Here is a 17,046-nt window from a genome sequence, read left to right as displayed (position 1 = left end):
GCCAGAGGTTGTGAAGGTTCACCGGCATTTTTATTGATGATGAACGTCATTTATAAGGTCAAAAAAAAACCAAAGGGTTTCACTCAGTCTCGCCCAGAGGCTTTGGCCTCTGGGTTTGACATGTGCGCTGACAATATATTATGAGCATAATCAATACAAGCCCGAAGCCGACGACATGCACCCCATCGCCGCCCAACACCACGCTCCTACAGGTGCACGCGATGTCCGCCCCGTCGGAAGGCCGAGCCCAATGAGAAAGCCTTCGCAGGCGGTCAGGCCGGCGATTGCGCCGCCACCGGTTGCCGTCCCTTGAACGCCAGGGAGAAGCAAAAAAAGATCGCCAGGGCAAAACCCGCCGGGAACAGCCAGATGCTCTTCCAGTCATGCCCGCCCGCGGTCGCGGCGTAGTGATCGGTCACCTGCCCCGCCACCCAGAAACCGATCAGCATGCCCAGGCCGTAAGTCGCCAACGTAATCAAACCCTGCGCGGAACTTCTGAAACGCTCCGAGGCTTTGGCGTCGGTATAAATTTGTCCGCAAACGAAGAAGAAGTCATAGCAGATGCCATGCAAGGCGATGCCGGTGAACAGCATGAAGGCCAGCTCGCCATTGTTGCCGTAGGCGAACAGCAGGTAGCGCAGCGCCCATGCCAGCATGCCCACCAACAGCGCCAGCTTGATCCCGAAACGGTGAATGAACAGCGGCAACAGCAGCATGAACAGCACTTCGGAAACCTGCCCTATGGCCATTTTTGCCGTAGGGTTGGTCACGCCGATTTCCGCCAGGAACGGGTTGGCATTCTGGTAGTAGAACGCCAAGGGAATGCAGATCAGGATCGAGGCGATGAAGAACACCAGGTAGCTGCGATCCTTGAGCAGGCCCAGCGCGTCCAGGCCGAGCATCTGCTTGAGGCCGCCGTTTCCCGATTCGTTTTTCAGCGCAGCGGTAGACGGCAAGGTGAAGCTGTAGAGGCCCAACAACAGCGAAGCCACGGCGGACATCAGGAAGGTGTTGCGCAAGGCACCGGTGGCGATCGAACCCTGGGAGTCCCAGGCGAACACGAAACTGATCACCAGTCCGGCGACGATCCAGCCCACCGTGCCCCAGACGCGGATGCGGGAAAACTCCAGCGCCGGGTCGCGCATCTGCCGGAAAGCCACGGAATTGACCAGCGCCAGAGTCGGCATGTAGATCATCATGTAGGCCAGCACGAACGGATAGAAGGTGCTGAAATCCGGCGCCCGATACAACTGGAACAGCAACACCGCGCCCAGCAGGTGCAAGACCGCAAGAATGCGCTCGGCATTGAAGAAACGGTCGGCGATCAGGCCAATCACGAAGGGCGCGATGATCGCGCCCCAGGACTGCGTCGAGAAAGCCATGCCGATCTGCCCGCCACTGGCCCCCAGATTGCTGGTCAGAAAGGTCCCGAGGGTGACGAACCAGCCACCCCAGATGAAGAACTGCAAAAACATCATTGCGCTCAGCCGCGCGGTCATCATCGTCATATCAGTCACCGTCTTATTGTTGTTGTGTTCTGCATCGAATCGGCAAACAGGTTCAGGCGTCGGGCAGGCCCAGCAATCGTCGATTGAAGGTGGCGTCGGACGACACGCTGGCGAAATCGTCGAAAGCCTTGCCAGTCTTTTCGATCATGTGCCGCTCGATGAACGCCGCACCTTCGGCCGCGCCCTGCGCCGAATCCTTCAGGCAGCATTCCCATTCCAGCACCGCCCAGCCCTGGAAGTCGTACTGGGTCAATTTGCTGAAAATCGATTTGAAATCGATCTGGCCATCGCCCAGGGAACGGAAACGCCCCGGCCGCTCGACCCAGCCCTGATAACCGCCGTAGACACCCGAACGGGCATCGGGCCGGAATTCGGCGTCCTTGACGTGGAACATGCGGATTCGTGCGTGATAGCGATCAATGAAGCCCAGGTAATCCATTTGCTGCAGCAGCAGGTGGCTGGGGTCGTAGAGAATCGCCGCGCGCGGATGGTGATCGACCGCTTCGAGAAAACGCTCGAACGAGGCACCGTCGTGCAGGTCTTCGCCGGGGTGGATTTCGTAGCACAGATCGACACCGGCTTGTTCGAAGCAGTCCAGAATCGGCAGCCAGCGCCGGGCGAGTTCCTCGAAACCCTGCTCGACCAGTCCACTCGGGCGCTGCGGCCAAGGGTAGACGTAGGGCCAGAGCAAGGCCCCGGAAAAGGTCGCATGCGCCTTCAGGCCCAGACGCTGGCTGGCCCGGGCGGCGAGTTTCAATTGCTCGATGGCCCAGGCGGTGCGTGCTTCAGGCTGTCCGCGCAGGTGAGCGGGTGCGAAGTCGTCGAACAGCGCGTCGAACGCCGGATGCACGGCCACCAGTTGCCCTTGCAGGTGAGTCGACAGTTCGCTGATCTGCACGCCGGCTTCGGCGCAGACGGCCTTCAACTCGTCGCAGTAACTCTGGCTTTCGGCGGCACGCGCAAGGTCGATGAACTGCGTGCCCAGGGTCGGCAGCTGAATGGCTTTGTAGCCTTGGGAGGCCGCCCAGCGGGCGATGTTGGCCAGGGTGTCGAACGGCGCCTGGTCGGACATGAACTGCGCGAGAAAAATGCCCGGGCCGCGCAGGCCCGTGGGTGGTGTCGGGGAATCGGTCACGGAAGTCTCCAGGTTCATGGGTTGCACGCCAGTTCGGTCCACTTGGCGTCGCCGCGATGGTTGGCGATGGCCGCCTCGATGAACGCCATGCCCCGCAGGCCGATCTCGATGCCGGGCACACCGGGAGCGTCCGGCCCCGCCACTTCGCCACGAATGGCCGTGGCGAAATCGCCGTACAGATTGGTCATGGCTTCGAGGTAGCCTTCCGGATGCCCGGCGGGCAGACGCATGCGTCGGCTCGCGGCGTCGCACAACCACGGCTGGCCGACACCGGAACGCAGGATGCGCAGGGGTTGATCGAGGGCGCGGTGGATCAGGCTGGCGGGTTCTTCCTGGCGCCATTCAAGGCCGCCCTTGTCGCCATAGACGCGAATCTTCAGCGGGTTCTCTTCACCGGCGCAGACCTGGCTGGCAATCAGCACGCCGCTGACACCATCGGCCATCTTGAACAGCATCGAGGCATCATCATCCAGTTGCCGGCCTTCGATGTGGACGTTCAGCATCGCGCAGATCTGCTTGATCGGCTGATCGGCAACGAACTCGGCCAGCGAGAAGGCGTGGGTGCCGATATCGCCGATGCAACCGCCCAGCCCGGACTGCTCCGGCAGATCGCGCCAGGCTGCCTGCTTGTTGCCCTGCCCGGCCACGTCCTGGCTGAGCCAGCCTTGGGGGTATTCGACGATCACCTTGCGCACGCTGCCGATCACGCCGTTGCGCACCATGTCCCGGGCCTGCCAGACCATCGGATAACCCAGATAGGTGTGAGCCAGACCGTAGAGGCGGTTGCTGCGCTCGACCACGTCTTTGAGTGCGAGCAATTCGCCGAGATTCAGCGCCGCCGGTTTTTCGCTGAACACATGGAAACCCGCGCTCAGCGCCTCACTGGCCACCGGTGCGTGCAGATGATTGGGGGTGACGATGATCAGCAATTCCATGCGTTGTTCGGCGGGCAACGCGCGCTCGGCTTCGAGCATGTGGCGCCAGTCGCTGTAGCAACGGGAATCCGGCAAGCCCAGGGCAACGCCGGTTCGCTGGTTGTTAAGGGGATCGCGGCTGAACGCACCGCACACCAGTTCGAAGCGTCCGTCGAGCCCGGCAGCCTGGCGGTGGGCCGTGGCAATGAACGCGCCCTCGCCGCCCCCGACAAAACCCATTCTGATTTTTGGTACAGCGTTCATCGCAAGGACTCTCTTGTTTTGGGTAACCGGCGAATGATGTAACCGGTTACATCGTGGCGGAAATGTAGGCTCAGTCAGCAGAGGTGTCAAACCCCGAATGCAACCTGTGAGCATTTCAGCCAATAGCCATCCTGCGGTAAGCTCCCCGGCCGCGCGGTTCGAAAGTGAGGTGATTTTGTCCAATATCCGTGAAGTGGCCCGCCTGGCCGGTGTCTCGGTGGCCACAGTGTCCCGGACCCTGAAGTCACCGGAGCGCGTGCTCCCCGAGACTCGCGACAAGGTCAACGCTGCCGTGGAACAGGCCGGTTACAGGCCGAACCTGATGGCGGTGCAGTTTCGTTCGCGGCGCACCGGCAACCTGGTGATTCTGGTGCCGACCATCGCCAATACCTTCTTCGCCCGGGTCATCAGCGGCGCCCAGCAGGCGGCGCAGGCTGCCCGCTATCGGCTGTTGCTGTGCGACACCCAGGGCCGCGAGGACATCGAACGGGAATTCGCCGAGCTGGTGCATAACCACCAGGCCGATGGCGTGATCCAGTTGCGGGCCTTCGACCCGTTTGCCGAGCCCTGCCACAACCTGGAACCTGCACCGATCGTCAATGCGTGCGAGGTTATCCAGGGCGGTCGGCATCCGACCATCAGCCTCGATAATCGCGCCGCGGCCAGGGCCATGACCGAACATTTGATCGGCTTGGGGCACCGTCGCATCGGCTTGATCAAAGGCCCGAAAAGCAGTCCGCTGACCCGCGACCGAGTGGCCGGTTATCAGGATGCCCTGCAGGCGGCGGGCATCACCAGTGACCCGGCCCTGATCTGCCACGGCGACTTCACCCTGCAAGCCGGCCACGACGGTGCCGCCGCGCTGCTGGCGCTTTCGGAACGCCCGACGGCGCTGTTTTGCGAGAACGATGAAATGGCCATCGGTGCGTTGAAACGCATCAGGCAGCAAGGTTTGCGAGTGCCGCAGGACATTTCCCTGGTGGGCTTCGACGACATCCCCTTCGCCGCCTACTGCGACCCGCCACTGACCACCATCGCCCAGCCGGCTGAAGTGTTCGGACACAAAGCGGTGGAAATGCTGATCGCGCTGATCGAGAAAAAACCGCTGGCCGAGCGGCATGTGGTGCTGCCGTTTGAACTGGCATTGCGCGGGAGTACGGCGGCGGTGAAACATGAGAAATAGTGGCGCCCGACACACCGATCCACCGTAGGAGCGAGGCTTGCCCGCGAAGGCGTCGGGTCAGCCAATATCATCGTTTGATGTCCCGGCCTCTTCGCGGGCAAGCCCGCTCCCACACTGGTCATGTGTGAACCACGAATTCGGGACATACCCCAATCCCTGTAGGAGCGAGGCTTGCCCGCGAAGGCGTCGGGTCAGCCAACATCATTGTTGGATGTGCCGGCCTCTTCGCGGGCAAGCCCGCTCCCACACTGGTCATGTGTGAACCACGAATTCGGGACATACCCCAATCCCTGTAGGAGCGAGGCTTGCCCGCGAAGGCGTCGGGTCAGCCAACATCATTGTTGGATGTGCCGGCCTCTTCGCGGGCAAGCCTTGCTCCTACGGGGTTAATCGCGGAATTGGGTCAACTGCTGGCTGAGCGAGCCGGCCTGATCGCGCAGTTTTACCGACTGGTCGAGCAGGCTGCGGATTGCCTGGTCGTTCTGTTCGGAGATTCGGCTGACGCCCTGGATCGCCACCGACAGTTGCTCGCCGGTCGCGGCCTGGCTCTGGGTCTGGCGTGCGACTTCGCTGATGCGCGTGAGGATGTCCTGGGCATGCTGGCGGATCTGATCCACGCCTTGGGACGAAGTGGTCAGTTGCACCACGCCCTGGCGCACCGCTTCGCCAACCTGCTGCACGTTAGCCACAGTGTTGCGCACATCCGAGCCGATGGCGCCGATCATCTCGCCGATTTCACCGGTAGAACGGCTGGTGCGCTCCGCCAGTTGTCGCACTTCATCGGCCACCACGGCAAAACCACGGCCCTGCTCCCCTGCCCGCGCGGCTTCGATCGCCGCGTTGAGGGCCAGCAGGTTTGTCTGGTCGGCGATGCTGCGAATGACCGCGATGATCCCGGCGATCTGCTGCGAACGCTTCTCCAGATCCCCCACCGCACCGGCCACCACGTCCATGGTCTGGTCGATGTGGGTGATGCCGGCCAGGGTCTGGCTCATGTCGCTGGAGATATTGGTGGTCAGCGCCTCGGTGTTGCGCGCCAGTTGTTCTACGTCTTCGGCTTGCTGTGACATCTCGGTCACCGAGTGCGCCAGGGCCGTGACGCCGCTGGCCATTTCCTCGGTGGCGGTGTGTTGCGAGGTAGCGCGTTCGGCCACAGCCTGGGTGGTGTCGCCCAGGTGATTGGAGATCTGCATCAGCGTGGTGCTGCTCTGGCGAATCGAGCCGACGAGGTTGCCAAGACGCTGGATGAACTGGTTGAACGCCCCGGCCAATTTGCCGGTTTCATCACCACTGCGCTGTTCGAAACGCAGCCCCAGCTCGCCTTCCCAGGCCTGGATACCCACGGTCAGGCCCGACAACGGACGAATCTGCCACGCCAGCAAATGCCACAGCACGACAGCCAATACCAGCAATGCCACCAGGCCGATGATCACCGCGGTGTAGAGGAAATGATTGATGCCCGCCATGGCCTCGGCCAGCGGATAGGCAACCATCAATGCCCAATTGTTCGGTGCCTTGCCGATGCGCACCGGCTGCAGTACATAACCCCAACCATCGAGTTCGAAACTGTAGGCCTTGCCCGCCTTGATCGCGTCCTTGGCGGCAGCCGGCAACTCGTCGGCCGGTTTGCTCAGGCGCTTGGTGTCCGGATGGCTGGCGTACAGTCCGTCACTGGAAACCAGCGCGCCGTAGCCCTTGTAGGCATCGATTTTCGCCAGTTGGCGGTTGATGTTTTCCAGCGGAATATCCACCCCCGCCACACCCACGGCTTTGCCACCCTGCAGCAGCGGCAACATGATCGACACCAGCATCGCCTGCTGACCGTTGCCGAGGCTGTAGGCATAGGGTTCGGACGCCCATGGCTGGCGCGTATGCAGCGGACGGTAGTAATACTGGTTGTCGGCGTTTTCCGGGGCGTAGCCGCTCAGTGCTTCGGATTTCACCGAGCCGCCGGCGCGGTTCCACCAGGTCAGGTAACGACCCGTGGCGTCGTGGTTGGGCTGGTTGACGAACTCACTGTCCTTGCCATCGAAAGCGTTGGGCTCCCAGTACTGACCCAGGCCGAGGAAATTCGGATTGGCTTCGAACAACTGGCGGGTCAGCGCGTCGGCGGTCTTGCGGTCGACCTGCTGTTGCTGCATCGCCGTGGCGACACTGGCCAGGGATTGGGCCACGGTGTAACCGGCGCCGAGTTCGACTTCCACTTCCTTGGCGTTGGCCTTGACGATGCTGTCGACCAAGGCAAAGGTTTCTTTGACGGAATTGCCATAGGCAATGTAAGCGATGGAGCCCAGCAACAGCGCCATGACGACGACGGTGCCAATCAGCGCCGTCCAGAACAGCTTGAAGTGCAGTGAGCGATTAGGCATGAACATTCTCGAATGGTCGATATGTCAGCCAGCACAGCCCGCGCAAAAGTGTGAGTGCAGCAGCCCTGCTGGCAAGTTATTTATAATTGATATTATTAAGCCACTATCCCAGACGCCCTTCCTCGATGCAACTTAATTGAAGGCTTGTTCAATCAAAAAAATGACAGGAAAAAACGCCTCGCGAACACGCCTGATTCAAGCGTGTTCGCGAGGGTGGGAAAGGGATCTTTCAGTGCGGATTTACAGGCATTCCTGAGCTGCACGCTCAAGTCGCGACGGCCCGAAAGTCGAGGCCAGCAGCGCGCGTTCGTAGAGGAACACCTTGCCGCCGTTCGATGCCTTGTAGGCTTCAAGCACGTCGTTGGCGGCGACTTTGCTCGACACCGTGATGCGGTAGCTGCGCTGAGTTTCCGAGACGGTCGCGTGCAGTGAATCTTCCTGCAGTTTTGGCAGCACGCAATGTGCGTAGTCGGCCGGTGCCTTGCTGGTTTGCAGGGTCAGCGTCGGGTCGTTGGGCGTCGAGGCGCAACCGGACAAGAGCAGTGAGGCGGCAATCGTCAGCCGGGTGTAGAAGTTCATCGCGCCGATTCCTGGGTAAGCGTTCTGGATGGGCGCGATTTTCCTTGTTTGGTGCAGGCAACAGAACTTGTGATCAGTGATTGTGACTATTACGTGAAGCAATAGTAGGAGCTGGCGCAGGCTGCGATCTTTTGATTTTGTTTTTGAAAGCAAGATCAAAGGATCGCAGCCTGCGGCAGCTCCTACAGGGGGCGATGGTTCATGGTTTGGATTTGAAGGCTTCGCGCCGTGCGGTCCGCTCTTCGACGTAGGCCTCGGTGGGTTCGCTGATCAGCGCCTCTCGACGCAACACTTCCCCGCAGTGATCACACAGCGGCCCAAGTCCGGCCTGGTGCCCACAAGTCCGATGGGTATAGCTCACCGCCAGACCCTCCCCCTCCTCCTTGCACCAGGTCTCTCCCCACGCGCGCAGCGCCAGCACCACCGAGTAGAACGCCTCGCCCTTGGCGGTGAGGTGGTACTCGTAGCGCGTCGGGCGCTCCTGATAGGCGCGGCGTTCGACCATGCCATCCGCCTCCAGGCTTTTCAGACGCGCCGCGACCATCTGCGGCGTGCCGCCGGTCTGCGCCTGAATCTCGTCATAGCGATGGTTGCGCATGAACAATTCGCGCAAGACCAACACCGTCCATCGGTCCCCGACGACGTCCTCGGCCCGTGCAATCGGGCACAGGGTTTGAGGACTAATCTTTTTTACGGCCATGCAGGCTTGCCTCTTTCACTGTAACTATGATTATCATATCTACACCATGCCGGGGCAAGCCCATGGCACAGGTCAGCCATCCATACTGGAGAATTCGTCATGTCCAACGCTACCTACCCGCTGGATCGCACCGCCTACCTGCTGGTCGATCCCTACAACGATTTTCTCTCCGAGGGCGGCCGGGTCTTCCCGCTGATCAAGCCGATCGCCGAACAAGTCGGCCTGCTCGACAACCTGCGCGCACTGGATCGCGCCGTGCGCGCCGCAGACATTCAGGTGGTCATCGTACCGCACCGTCGTTGGGAACAAGGCGATTACGAAAACTGGGATCACCCGAGCCCTTCGCAATGCAAGATTCAGCACATGCACCACTTCGCCCGCGGCGAATGGGGTGGCGAATGGCATCCCGATTTCGCACCGCAGGAAGGCGACATCATTGCCTCCGAGCACTGGGGTTCGAGCGGTTTTGCCAACACCGACCTGGATTTCCGTCTCAAGCAGAAAGGCATCACCCACGTGATCATCACCGGGCTGTTGGCCAATACCTGCATCGAGGCCACCGCCCGTTACGCCCAGGAATTGGGCTACCACGTGACCCTGGTGCGCGATGCCACCGCCGCCTTCAAGCCGGAAATGATGCACTCCGCCCATGAACTGAACGGCCCGACCTACGCCCATTCGATCGTGACGACCGAACAACTCATCGCCACCCTGAAGCAGTGATCAAGCCCATGAAACTGACTGGAAATATCCTGATCGGCGCCCACGAAGCGCCCGCCTCCGCGGGCACGATGAAAGCGCTCAACCCCGCGACCAACCAGGCCATCGAGCCGGACTTCGCCTTGGGCGGCGCGGTCGAAGTGGATCGGGCGGCGAATCTTGCCGATGAAGCTTTCGACACCTACAGCCATACCTCACTGGCCGAGCGCTCGGCGTTCCTGGAGCGCATTGCCGACAACCTCGACGCCGTCGCCCCGGAACTCGCCGCCCGCGCCGCGCTGGAAACCGGCTTGCCCGAAGCCCAACTGCTGGGTGAAGCGGCCAAGGCTGCGACCCAGTTCCGTCAGTTCGCCGATGTGGTGCGCAAGGGGCGCTTCCTGCATCTGGCCATCGACCCGGCACAACCCGATCGTCAGCCTCGACCGCGCATGGATCATCGCCTGCAGAAAATCGCCATCGGCCCGGTGGCGGTGTTCGGTGCGAGCAATTTCCCGATCAGCTATTCCGTGGCCGGTGGCGACACCGCTTCGGCGCTGGCGGCGGGCGCTACGGTCATCGTCAAGGCCCACAACGCCCACCCTGGTGCTTCGGAAATCCAGGCGCGGGCGATCCTCAAGGCGGTGCAGGACAGCGGCTTGCCCGAAGGTGTGTTCTCGATGGTGCGCGGTGCCGGCAATGCCATCGGCGAAGCGCTGGTCGATCATCCGCTGATCAAGGCCGTGACCTTCACCGGTTCCGAACAGGGCGGCATGGCCCTGTATCGCCGCGCGCAATTGCGCCCCGATCCGATCCCGGTATTCACCGAAATGACCAGCGTCAACCCCACCTTCATCCTGCCTCAGGCGTTGGCCGTGCGGGGCGCGCAGATCGGTGACGGCTTCGTCGAGCGGATGCTGGTCAACGTCGGCCAGGCATGTTTGAAGCCGGCGATTTTGATTGCGGTCGAAGGGGACGGTTTTGCGGCATTGCGCGCGGCCATGGTCAAGCGCGTGACCGACGCACCGGCGCGACCGATGCTGACGCCGGGGATTCATGGTGCGTACCTGAACAACCTTGATCACCTGCAAAGCGCCGGTGCGGGCCTGGTGGCTGTGGGCGCGGTGGCCCATGCCGAGCTGGATGGTCGTTCGGCGTTGCTGGAAGTTGATGGCGAGCGTTTCTTGAGCGAGCAGGCACTGGCCGATGAGGTTTTCGGTCCGGCGGCATTGCTGGTGAAGGTCAGGGATGAGGCAGAGATGCTGGCGATTGCCCGCGCGTTTCGTGGTCAGCTCAGTGCAACTCTGCACCTGGAAGACACAGACCTGGATCTGGCCCGGCGTTTGTTGCCGATACTGGAGCGGCGGACCGGGCGTATCGTGGTCAACGCCTTCGCCCACCCGCAGGAAGTGTCTTTCGCGACCATCCACGGCGGCCCGTTCCCGGCCTCTTCGGATAGCCGCTTCACCTCGGTGGGCATGACCTCCATCGAACGCTTCCTGCGTCCGATTACCTACCAGGGTTTTCCGGATGGGTTGTTGCCTGAGGCGTTGCGCGAGCTGAACCCGCTCGGGTTGCCGCGTAGCGTGGACGGTCAATAAAGGCAACCCCGCCCCACGGGTGAATGCGATCAACTGTGGGAACGAGCCTGCTCGCGATGAGTCCAGGAACACCGCGGGGCATCAGGTGCCGCGCGTTATCGTTGACGACCATCGCGAGCAGGCTCGCTCCCACAGGTTTCAGGCTTCAAGCGCCTGGGCTTTCTGCAATGCAAACACCCGATTGCGCCCATTGCGCTTGGCTTCGTACAGCCCGTCATCGGCGCGGGTCAGCAGGGTTTCCAGGTTGTCGCCCGGCTCGACGAAGGCGACACCGAAGGATGCGGTGATGGTGTCCAGCACGGTGTCCGTCCCCCGTGCCTTGATCCGCAACGACTGCACCGTAAGCCGCAGTTGCTCGGCAAAGGCACAGGCCCCTTCCAGACCCGCGCAGTTTTCCAGCACCACACAGAACTCTTCACCACCATATCGCCCGGCGAACGCTTCGCCCGCCAGCGCACCGCGCAAGACCTGGGCGACATGTTGCAACACCCGATCCCCCAAGGGATGACCGTACTGATCGTTGAATTGCTTGAAGTGATCGATATCCAGCATCAACAGTGCGACCTGGCCGGTGTCCTTGGCCAGCGTTTTCTCCAGCTGCCGGGTGAATGCCGTGCGGTTGAGCAGCTCGGTCAGGCCATCCAGAGTCGCCGCCTGCTGGGCGCGCTCCAGCTTGTCGCGCAGGGTCTTGATTTCGCTTTGCGCCGATTGCAGCTGGGCCAGGAAGTGTTCCTGCTGACTCTGCATCAACCGGGTGCTTTGCTGAAGCTCGCTCAAGATGCCCGGCAGACGGTCGCTGGACGGTTCCTCCAGCATTTCCAGGCACTGCCCGAGGCGGTTCTGGAAATTGACACTGCCCTTCACGCTGCGCGAAACATCCCGTTCCATGCCGTCGACCAGGCTGATCACCTGCTGCTGTTCCGCACGGGCGCCCTCCAGTTCGTCACGGATGATGAATTCGCGAAACAGCCGGGTCGCGGACTCCGGCGGGCAGCCGTCGAAGTCCCGGACCACGCAGTCCAGACGGCGATTGAGTTCAGGTTCCTGGCCTTTGCTGTAGGTGTACCACAGCGCGTAATGCACCGGATTTGGCGGGATATTGTGGCGAACCATCAGGGGAACGGCTTGCTTGAGTAACGCCGCCGCCTCGCGGGAGTCTTCAGGATAAAGCGCTAGAACATTCGCACGCGTGTCTGATGGGCTCATGGAATCACTGTGGTTGTTAATCATTGGCGTTTGGCAGTGCGCTGAGCATACCGATACGCCCGACAAACGGCTATCCCGGTTTGATTGGCATCGCAATTTAATCCCGGCGTGAACAGTGAAAATACGGTTCGATAAACCACTCCAACACCGCTTGCCAGCATCGGTGGATGTCGCCGCAGCTGGCAAAAGCGCTCTGGCATTGGGCAAAGCGAAGCGTCTGCTCGGTGTGGTTCAGGTAACGATGGATTTGCGGCGGCGACCACGGATGCAACGCTTCTTCGAGCATGCCCCGGGCCGTTTGCACCAGTACCTGCATCGACGGCATATCGATCATGCGCAGAATTTCGCCAGCATAAATACGCTGATGAAACCGCCGCGCGTCACCTGATCCTTGCAATGAGCTATACATCAACAGACGCTCCCTGAAGCCAAGCCCCTGACTCTAGAAGCGGGCCCTTGCCCGCGCAAAGGGTCAGATGCGGGAAAAAACAGCGAATCACAACAATTTCAGGGAGGGCGACGACAAACGGCGGCACAGTGCCACTAATGCATGGCATAATGATGCCATATTGCCGTCGAACTGTTTTCCGGCGCTCGTGAAGAAATATTCCTGCCTGAGGAAATGCCATGCTCCTGAATGTCCTGATCTGCTGGTTCGCACTCGCCATCGCCCTGGCAACGATCCTGTGCCGACAGATTCACAAGGCGAAGATCGCTGATCAGGCCATGGGCATCCAGCATCCGGAAGATCATTCGGGCATCTATCTGGCGTAAAACCCCGGCGTCTCCCCGCTTGTCCCACCCGTAGCATTCTGCTGCCGAGTCCCCTCTTCCCTATTTATTGCTCCCGCCACCGCAAACACGGTGCGCGGGTGTGCCTTCATGCGCCTCATGCTGAGCATTCGAGTGAACCGGTCGAACCACTGGTCAGACCGGTAAAGCCAATTTATTGATTTCCCCTTGTAACAATGAAAAAAACCAGCCTAAACTGAGCCTGCACTGGACATACCGGTAAGACCACAATAATTAAGTCCGAGGCCTGATGTGCGCCATGCACACGACAGCCGGGACACCGACCAGGATTCCTCCCATGCTCAGATGGTGCTCGCGTTCAATTTTCCTCCAAGTGGTTCTCGGACTGATGCTCGGCATCATCTGCGGGCTGACCCTTCCCGAATATTCCTCCCAGCTCAAACCGCTGGGCGACGGTTTCATCAAACTGATCAAGATGCTCATCGGCCTGATCGTGTTCTGCGTTGTCGTCAGCGGCATCAGCGGCGCGGGCGATCTGAAGAAAGTCGGCCGCATCGGGCTCAAATCGGTGATCTACTTCGAAGTGCTGACCACCATCGCCCTCGTCATAGGCCTGGTGTTCGCCTTCAGCACCGGCATCGGCAGCGGTGCCAACATTCATCTGGAGCAGCTGTCCGCCGCCGACATGGGCGATATCGCCCAGCGTGGCCAGCACATGCACACCACCACGCAGTTCCTGATGGACCTGATTCCCACCTCGGTCATCGGTGCATTCGCCGACAACAACATCCTGCAAGTGCTGCTGTTCTCGGTGCTGTTCGGCAGCGCCCTGAATCTGGTGGGCGAAGCGGCGTCGGGGATTTCCCGGCTGATCAATGAGCTGAGCCATGTGATCTTCCGCATCATGGGCATGATCGTGCGCCTGGCGCCGATCGGTGTCTTTGGCGCGATTGCCTTCACCACCAGCAAATATGGCCTGGACTCGCTGCAGCACCTGGGCAGCCTGGTCGGCCTGTTCTACCTGACCTGCGTGGCCTTCGTGGCGTTGATTCTCGGCCTGGTGATGCGCCTGTCCGGCTTGCGGATGTGGCCCTTGCTCAAATACCTGCGCGAAGAATTGCTGATCGTGCTGGGCACCGCCTCCTCCGACGCCGTGTTGCCGCAGATCATGCGCAAGCTCGAACACCTGGGCATCGGCAGTTCGACGGTAGGCCTGGTGATTCCGACCGGTTACTCATTCAACCTCGATGGCTTTTCGATCTACCTGACACTGGCCATCGTCTTCATCGCCAATGCCACCGGCACGCCGCTGGCCATGACCGATCTGCTGACCATTCTGCTGGTGTCGCTGATTACCTCCAAAGGCGCCCACGGTATTCCCGGTTCCGCCTTGGTGATCCTGGCCGCGACGCTGACAGCCATCCCGGCGATTCCGGTGGTCGGCCTGGTGCTGGTGCTGGCGGTGGACTGGTTCATGGGCATCGGTCGGGCGCTGACGAATCTGATCGGCAACTGCGTCGCCACCGTGGCCATCGCGCGCTGGGAAAGAGACATCGATATCCAGCGCGCCAATAAAGTGCTTTCCGGCCAGTTGGGGTATACCTTCCAGCCGAGAAAGCCGACTGCCGCGGCGCATCAGCAAGAATTCTGAACAACCTGTGCCCACTGTAACGGTGGGCACTTTATCGCTTGGAGCGAACAGTGATTACCTCCTCAACCGTCGTCAATTCAGTGGTAGAAAAACTTCGGGCCGCGCTGGCCCGTGGTCAGTGGCGCTCCGGCGATATGTTGCCGGGCCAGCGCGAACTGGCCGAACAACTGGGCATCAGCCGGCCGAGTCTGCGCGAAGCGGTGACCGTGCTGGAAACCCTCGGGCTGGTGCGCTCGATGCCCGGCAAAGGCGTGGTGGTACTGGACGCCAGTGCGATCGACCTGGACGACTCGCGCCAGGACAGCGCGGTGGCCGGGGCGAGTCTCGAGGACGTGCTGCAACTGCGCTACACCCTCGAGCCTTTCATTGTCGGGCTGGTGGCGCAATCGATCAGCAGCAAGGAAGTCGGGCAACTGCGCCTGACCCTGATGGACATGCGCGAAGCCCTGGAAGCCAACGACAGCGAAGCCGGCGTCAACGCCTACATCGCGTTCCACGAAGAGCTGTTCACCCTGACCTCGAATCCGATATTCCAGAGCGTGGTGCAACAGACCAGCAACGCCCTCAAGCAAAGCGCCGAAGTGTTGCGCAATTCGCCTGAACACCTGGCCGAACGCCTGGAAGAAAACGAAGCCGTGGTCCGTGCGATCCGCAGCAAGAACAGCGCCCAGGCCAGTGCCGAAATGCGTCGGCACATCCTTCGCGAAGGCCAGCGCATGGGCATCGAACTGAACATTCCGGAAGACAACCTCAGCGTTTGATTCCTTCTACTCTGGAGACAGGCCATGAACAGCGTCGCCTCACCGCAAACTCTTGTTGACCTGCCCTTGCACCTGGCGGCGGACGATCTCTATTCGCAGGTGTTCGACGCCATTCTCGACCTGCGTCTTCTGCCCGGCAGCCGCTTCACCGAGGACAGCCTGGGCCAGATGTTCGGCGTTCGCCGCAGTGAAATCCGCAGCGTCCTGACGCGCCTGTCCCATCAGCACATCATCATCCTGCGCGCCAACCACCGTCCGCGCGTGGCGGCACCTGATGCCGAACAGACCCGGCAGGCGCTGCATGCCCGGCGATTGACCGAGACCACGTTGCTGCGGCTGGTGTGTCAGCAGCCGTTGTCGCAGGACTTGAGTCGCCTGCGCGCGATCATCGAGGGCGAACGCCTCTGCACCGAGCGCGGCCAGGCCCTTCGTCTGTCGGGAGAGTTTCATCTGGAGCTGGCGGCGCTGGCGGGGAATGCACCGTTGGCGCATTTTCTCGACAGTCTGGTGCCGCTGATGTCATTGGCGATTGCGCAGTTCGAGGCGCGAATCGATGGCTATTGCGATTGGCGGGCGCATGAAGGGATTTTGAAAGCGGTTGAAGGCGGGGATGCGGCGAGCGCGGCTTGCCTGCTCAACCGGCATCTGGATCATCTTGAGGGGTTGCTGCTCAGCCCACGCCGGCAGCGCGTGGCCTGCTGATCATCAAATCCTGAAAACCTCAAAACTGCAGGAGCCGAGCTTGCTCGCGATGGAGGCCCAGACACCACGGGGCGTCTGGCACCCAGCGTCATCGTTGACGACCATCGCGAGCAAGCTCGGCTCCTACAGGGATTCGATGATTACGGGATATCGCGGGCAGTCAGACAGCCCGCGTCATCGTTACATGATCCAGGTCAGCAGCACTTCGGCCCGGCCTTGCCCCCATAACGGGCTTCCTGGCGTTCCCGGAAGAACGCCTCGTAGTCCATCACCGGCTGGTCCGGATGCTTGTTCTGCATGTGCTCGACGTAGTTGTCGTAGTCGGGCATCCCCACCATCAGGCGCGCGGCCTGACCGAGGTATTTTCCGAGGCGACTCAGGTCATTGAACATGCGGCAGATCCTCAATCAAACTTCCGGCAGTGCCTGGTATGGCGCTTCTTTATCCGTACGTTCCTTGCTGCCCCAGGCGGCGACGCCGACCTTGAGCGCGAAGAACAGGATGCTGAAGACCACGAACAGGAACAGCGCCGTCAGCGTGGCGTTGGTGTAGGCGTTGAAGATTACGTGCTGCATCTGGTCGATGTTCTTGGCCGGAGCCAGCACCTGACCGTTGGCCAGTGCATCGCTGTATTTCTTCGCCAGGGACAGGAAGCCGATCGCCGGGTTGGCATCGAACAGTTTGATGAAGCCGGCCGTGGTGGTGCAGATCAGCAGCCAGACCGCTGGCAGCAGGGTCACCCACACGTATTTCTGGCGCTTCATTTTGATCAGCACCACGGTGCCGAGCATCAGCGCGATACCGGCCAGCATCTGGTTGGAGATGCCGAACAGCGGCCACAGGGTGTTGATGCCACCCAGTGGATCGATCACGCCCTGGTACAGCAGATAACCCCACATGGCCACACAACCGGCGGTGGCGATCAGGTTGGCGGTCCAGGATTCGGTACGGCGCAGCGCCGGCACGAAAGAGCCCAGCAGGTCCTGCAGCATGAAACGACCGGCACGGGTACCGGCGTCGACCG

16 protein-coding genes and 2 pseudogenes are annotated in these 17,046 nt (G+C 61.2%); 7 read left to right on the top strand and 11 right to left on the bottom strand.

The genetic code is table 11. The features are described 5' to 3' along the window. Positions 1-272 precede the first annotated feature (272 nt). The 3 genes from HNO86_RS18765 to HNO86_RS18755 are packed head-to-tail and all read right to left on the bottom strand — an operon-like array spanning position 273 to position 3,821. On the bottom strand, positions 273-1,508 hold the full coding sequence (locus HNO86_RS18765) for a nucleoside permease (protein WP_175378429.1): 1,236 nt from the start codon (positions 1,506-1,508) through the stop codon (positions 273-275). Positions 1,509-1,560: 52 nt separating this feature from the next. Further along, positions 1,561-2,661, bottom strand: coding sequence for a sugar phosphate isomerase/epimerase (locus HNO86_RS18760; protein WP_175378428.1), 1,101 nt, complete (start codon positions 2,659-2,661; stop codon positions 1,561-1,563). Continuing rightward, positions 2,658-3,821: a Gfo/Idh/MocA family protein gene (locus HNO86_RS18755; RefSeq protein WP_175378427.1), complete on the bottom strand. Its 1,164-nt coding sequence runs from the start codon at positions 3,819-3,821 to the stop codon at positions 2,658-2,660. Before HNO86_RS18755 ends, HNO86_RS18760 begins: the two co-directional genes overlap by 4 nt. Positions 3,822-3,996: 175 nt before the next feature. Between HNO86_RS18755 and HNO86_RS18750 the strand changes: the two genes are divergently transcribed. Beyond that, positions 3,997-5,004: a LacI family DNA-binding transcriptional regulator gene (locus tag HNO86_RS18750; RefSeq protein ID WP_175378426.1), complete on the top strand. Its 1,008-nt coding sequence runs from the start codon at positions 3,997-3,999 to the stop codon at positions 5,002-5,004. 386 nt (positions 5,005-5,390) lie between these two features. Here HNO86_RS18750 and HNO86_RS30635 read toward each other — a convergent pair. The 4 genes and pseudogenes from HNO86_RS30635 to HNO86_RS18735 all read right to left on the bottom strand — a co-directional run. Further along, a pseudogene (locus HNO86_RS30635) lies at positions 5,391-5,927 on the bottom strand (methyl-accepting chemotaxis protein); the annotation flags it as partial. 324 nt (positions 5,928-6,251) lie between these two features. Then, positions 6,252-7,145, bottom strand: a pseudogene (locus HNO86_RS30630) (cache domain-containing protein); the annotation flags it as partial. 468 nt (positions 7,146-7,613) lie between these two features. After that, a complete protein-coding gene (locus HNO86_RS18740) occupies positions 7,614-7,952 on the bottom strand; it encodes a hypothetical protein (RefSeq protein ID WP_175378424.1) in 339 nt (112 codons plus the stop codon). 199 nt (positions 7,953-8,151) lie between these two features. Beyond that, positions 8,152-8,652 (bottom strand): helix-turn-helix domain-containing protein, encoded by a 501-nt coding sequence (locus HNO86_RS18735; protein WP_175378423.1) that lies wholly within the window; start codon positions 8,650-8,652, stop codon positions 8,152-8,154. Between the two features lie 99 nt (positions 8,653-8,751). Here HNO86_RS18735 and HNO86_RS18730 point away from each other — a divergent pair, with 99 nt between their 5' ends. Then, positions 8,752-9,375: an isochorismatase family cysteine hydrolase gene (locus HNO86_RS18730; RefSeq protein ID WP_175378422.1), complete on the top strand. Its 624-nt coding sequence runs from the start codon at positions 8,752-8,754 to the stop codon at positions 9,373-9,375. A gap of 8 nt (positions 9,376-9,383) precedes the next feature. Then, the gene (locus tag HNO86_RS18725; RefSeq protein ID WP_175378421.1) at positions 9,384-10,949 is read left to right on the top strand and encodes an aldehyde dehydrogenase (NADP(+)); all 1,566 of its coding nucleotides are present in this window, start codon (positions 9,384-9,386) and stop codon (positions 10,947-10,949) included. 138 nt (positions 10,950-11,087) lie between these two features. On the opposite strand, the gene HNO86_RS18720 is transcribed toward HNO86_RS18725, so the two are convergent. After that, positions 11,088-12,155, bottom strand: coding sequence for a GGDEF domain-containing protein (locus tag HNO86_RS18720; RefSeq protein WP_175378420.1), 1,068 nt, complete (start codon positions 12,153-12,155; stop codon positions 11,088-11,090). Between the two features lie 97 nt (positions 12,156-12,252). Further along, positions 12,253-12,564, bottom strand: coding sequence for a hypothetical protein (locus HNO86_RS18715; protein WP_175378419.1), 312 nt, complete (start codon positions 12,562-12,564; stop codon positions 12,253-12,255). Between the two features lie 218 nt (positions 12,565-12,782). On the opposite strand from HNO86_RS18715, the gene HNO86_RS18710 reads away from it, so the two are divergent. From HNO86_RS18710 to HNO86_RS18695, 4 genes are all read left to right on the top strand, one after another. Beyond that, a complete protein-coding gene (locus HNO86_RS18710; RefSeq protein WP_175378418.1) occupies positions 12,783-12,929 on the top strand; it encodes a hypothetical protein in 147 nt (48 codons plus the stop codon). 316 nt (positions 12,930-13,245) lie between these two features. After that, positions 13,246-14,559 carry a C4-dicarboxylate transporter DctA gene (locus HNO86_RS18705; protein ID WP_175378417.1) on the top strand — a complete coding sequence of 438 codons (1,314 nt, stop codon included), beginning with the start codon at positions 13,246-13,248 and terminating at the stop codon, positions 14,557-14,559. 50 nt (positions 14,560-14,609) lie between these two features. Continuing rightward, entirely contained in the window at positions 14,610-15,320 is a 711-nt protein-coding gene (locus tag HNO86_RS18700; RefSeq protein ID WP_175378416.1) for an FCD domain-containing protein, read from the top strand. 24 nt (positions 15,321-15,344) lie between these two features. Beyond that, positions 15,345-16,022, top strand: a complete 678-nt coding sequence (locus tag HNO86_RS18695; RefSeq protein WP_175378415.1) for a GntR family transcriptional regulator — start codon at positions 15,345-15,347, stop codon at positions 16,020-16,022. Positions 16,023-16,216: 194 nt separating this feature from the next. Here the strand turns inward: HNO86_RS18695 and HNO86_RS18690 are convergent, their stop codons facing one another. Together HNO86_RS18690 and HNO86_RS18685 are read right to left on the bottom strand one after the other, a co-directional pair. Beyond that, positions 16,217-16,414, bottom strand: coding sequence for a YbdD/YjiX family protein (locus tag HNO86_RS18690; RefSeq protein ID WP_175378414.1), 198 nt, complete (start codon positions 16,412-16,414; stop codon positions 16,217-16,219). 15 nt (positions 16,415-16,429) lie between these two features. Continuing rightward, positions 16,430-17,046: carbon starvation CstA family protein (locus tag HNO86_RS18685; RefSeq protein ID WP_306167729.1), on the bottom strand; the 617-nt coding region annotated here is incomplete at its 5' end.

Source organism: Pseudomonas sp. C1C7 (genome assembly GCF_013359595.1).
GTDB lineage: Bacteria > Pseudomonadota > Gammaproteobacteria > Pseudomonadales > Pseudomonadaceae > Aquipseudomonas.
Note: the sequence above shows the minus strand (reverse complement) of the source record. Positions and strands in the feature narration are given on the sequence as shown.